Raw genomic sequence first — 3,311 nt, 5'->3', positions numbered from 1 at the left:
GAAGAGATACCAGAAAGCTTAGTTGTAATAGGAGGAGGAGTTATAGGTCTTGAATTTGCAAGTATATACCAAGAACTAGGAACTCAAGTTACTCTTTTAGCTTCTAGAATTCTTAAAAACATGGATAGGGAAATAGCAAGAAGACTTCCTATGTTCTTTAAAAAGCAAGGTATGAATGTTTATACTGATATAAGAGCTAAAGAGATAGAAAAAAGCGGTGGCAAATTAAAAGTTACTGCCAAATATAAAGAAAAAGACAAAGAAGAAGTAGTGGAGGCTGACTATGTTCTAGCTGCATCAGGAAGAGGTCCTGTAGTTGAAGGTCTTGGGCTAGAAGATGTTGGTATAGAATACGATAGGCACGGAATTAAGGTTAATGATAATTATGAAACAAATATAGAAGGAATTTATGCAATAGGAGATGTAAATGATGACGGAGTTCAACTTGCACACGTTGCATCTGCCCAAGGAACTTTTGTAGTTGAAAAAATTCTTGGTGAAGAACCTGATGTTAATCTTAACGTATGGCCAAGTTGTGTATTTACTTTACCAGAGGTTTCCTTTGTAGGACCAACTGAAGATGAATTAAAAGAGCAAGGCGTAGAATTTAATTCAAGTAAATTCTTATTTGCTGCTAACGGTAAAGCATTATCCCTAGAAGAAGGAGAAGGTTTTATTAAAGTGTTTAGCTCTAAAGAAGACAATAGGCTTCTAGGAGTTACTATAATGGGCCCTCATGCTAACGACTTGATACACGAAGGTGCTCTTGCTATCTCTAATGGACTTGGAATTGATGCAATACAAAGAACTATACATGCACATCCAACACTTAGTGAATCCTTTATAGAGGCAATTGATGGCTTAGATGGTAAGGCTATTCATATGGCACCACCTAGGAAAAGAAAGAAAAGAAGAAAAAGAAAGAAAAAATAAATTAAACAGTTAAAATAAGAAAGATAAATATTTATCTTTCTTATTTTTTTACCCTAAATATACTATTACTCTCAAGAGGTGAAATATGGAAAAAATAAAAAGTGGTAAAAGCAAGGGAATTATTTTAGAAGTTTTCCTTTTACTGGTTTTTCTAACTATAGGTTTTTTTGTAAGAAATTCTTCAGAAGGTATTTTATTTGATAGGAGAATATTAAATTTCTTGCATAGGGATACAGAACCAATTGTTTTAGAAATAATGAAAGTCATATCTTTTTTAGGATCAGAAAAGTTTATCGTGCCTTTTATAACTCTTGTACTAGTTTATAATATGTATAAGAAAAATATATTTGAAAGTATATTTTTACTGGTTAATACTCTTGGCAGCTTCCTTTTAAACGTCTTATTAAAGCAGGTATTCAATAGAGTTAGGCCATTCCACTTGTCCTTAGTGGAACAAGGCGGTCTAAGCTATCCAAGCGGTCATTCTATGGTGGTTATGAGTATGTACCTAGCCTTGCTATACCTTTTGATAAGGGGAGAAAGAAAGAGGAATAAGAGGCTATTATTAAAAGGCCTAGTAGGTGTCTATATATTACTTATGGGATTAAGTAGGATGTACTTAGGTGTGCATTGGCCTACTGATATAATAGGAGGTTATATTGTTGGGTATTTATTGTACAGCTGGAGCAAAAGAATAATAAGAGTTTAAAAGCTTATCTACTAGACAGTAGATAAGCTTTTAACTTTCCAGCTGGGATAAGAAAAAATCGAACCAAGACTTATATTCTTCAGCATGTAAGCTTTCTTTTAAATATACAAAATTAAACTCCCGCTTTATATTAAAGTTTTGTATATGAATTTCTTTAATCTTCCCCTCCTTTATCTCGTCCTTTACACTTTCTTTATATAAGAAGCTTATTCCAAAATTATCACTAACAAGACTTTTTATTATTTTCATATTACCAATTTCTATAAAATTTTTTAAGCTTTCTAGGGTAAAGTTGAATTCATGTAAAACTTTTTCAAAAATATCCCGGGTTCCAGATCCATTTTCTCTCAGTATTAAATTTTCTAAAAGAATGTCATTAAAATCTATTTTCTTATGGGCAAATGGATGGGAAGGTGAACAAATTCCTATAAAATCTTCTTCCTTAAATTTAATATAACCATATTTGGATTTATCAAAATGGCCTTCCAAAATAGCAAAATCAATATTTCCTTCCTGTAGGCTGAAAAGCAAGTTTTGCGTATTGGAGACTTTCATATTTAGATTTATACCAGGGTAGTTTTTAAGCAACTTCTTTACTAGAGGCGCCATAGTATACTCACCGATTGTAAGAGTTGCACCAAACCTTAAAGAAATATTACCTTCACTACTCTTTAATAGCTTGTTTTTAACTTTGTCAGAACTTGTTTTCATGGCTGTAGCAAAATCATAAAGAATTTGACCTTCTTTTGTAAGGCTTAAATTTTTATTTTTATATTGGAACAACTCCACTTTATAAGCTGACTCCAAAGCTTTTATATGTTGAGTAACAGCAGGCTGAGTTATGTGCAAGATTTTTGCAGTCCTTGTATAATTTAAAACTTTAGCTAATGTTAAAAAAGTATTTAATTTATTATCTAAAATATTATCAACTCCTATAAATATTACTTATGAATACATAAAGATTCATAATTGGATTTTATACTACTAGGGGAGTATAATCAATAATAGATTCAAAATAAAATCTATAAAGGATGTGAAGAGTTGGCAAATTTATTTAAAAAATATACACCAGGAATAATCTTAGCAATGATACTAGCTTACCTAGCTAGTTTAATAAGTTCTTTTATACCAGGAGGATTGATCAGTCCAGGAGTTTTCTCCCTTCTCATAGGAATGGCTATTAATCCAATAATTAGTGGAGTAGGTTCATTTAAGAAGGGAGTAAGATTTACTTCCAAGTCTATTCTAAAAATTGCTATTATACTTATGGGGGCAACTTTAAGCTTTACACAAGTTTTAGAGGTAGGTAAATACTCCCTATTTGTAATGGTATTTACACTTGCTACAGCTTTTGGTGGCGGATACTATATAGGAAAGCTTTTTAATATGAATTGGGAGTTATCAAGTCTTATATCAGCTGGAACCGGTATATGTGGAGGCTCTGCTATAGCTGCTATAGCGCCTACCATAGAAGCTGAAACAAAAGATATTGCATATGCAATATCAGCTACATTTATCTTTGACATACTAATGGTAATTTTGTTCCCTATAGCTGGAAAGTTTTTTGGAATGAGCGATCTAGGATTTGGACTATGGACTGGAACAGCTGTAAATGATACATCTTCAGTTGTTGCGGCAGGATATGCTTTTTCAGATGCAGCCGGTAACT

At 32.3% G+C, this 3,311-nt stretch carries 4 protein-coding genes; 3 read left to right on the top strand and 1 reads right to left on the bottom strand.

The genetic code is table 11. From position 1 onward, the window contains the following. Both ACTHW2_RS12230 and ACTHW2_RS12225 read left to right on the top strand, forming a co-directional pair. Nucleotides 1-933 (top strand): dihydrolipoyl dehydrogenase family protein (locus tag ACTHW2_RS12230; protein ID WP_442264191.1); only part of this gene is annotated, 933 nt, incomplete at its 5' end. An 85-nt stretch (nucleotides 934-1,018) separates the two neighbouring features. Further along, nucleotides 1,019-1,642, top strand: coding sequence for a phosphatase PAP2 family protein (locus tag ACTHW2_RS12225; protein ID WP_442264190.1), 624 nt, complete (start codon nucleotides 1,019-1,021; stop codon nucleotides 1,640-1,642). Between the two features lie 30 nt (nucleotides 1,643-1,672). Here ACTHW2_RS12225 and ACTHW2_RS12220 read toward each other — a convergent pair whose 3' ends face one another. Then, nucleotides 1,673-2,563 (bottom strand): LysR substrate-binding domain-containing protein, encoded by an 891-nt coding sequence (locus ACTHW2_RS12220; protein WP_442264192.1) that lies wholly within the window; start codon nucleotides 2,561-2,563, stop codon nucleotides 1,673-1,675. Nucleotides 2,564-2,683: 120 nt separating this feature from the next. Between ACTHW2_RS12220 and ACTHW2_RS12215 the strand changes: the two genes are divergently transcribed. Next, nucleotides 2,684-3,311, top strand: a 628-nt coding sequence (locus ACTHW2_RS12215) for a YeiH family protein (protein ID WP_442264189.1), incomplete at its 3' end; no start/stop codon positions are given.

It is taken from the genome of Tissierella sp. (genome assembly GCF_052089545.1).
Classification (GTDB): Bacteria; Bacillota; Clostridia; order Tissierellales; family Tissierellaceae; genus Tissierella_A.
This window is presented reverse-complemented; position numbering and strand designations above follow the sequence as displayed.

What these genes read in the sequence shown, in the direction of transcription:
- ACTHW2_RS12225 (WP_442264190.1), top strand. Translation starts at nt 1,019, where the DNA reads ATGGAAAAAATAAAAAGTGGTAAAAGCAAGGGAATTATTTTAGAAGTT.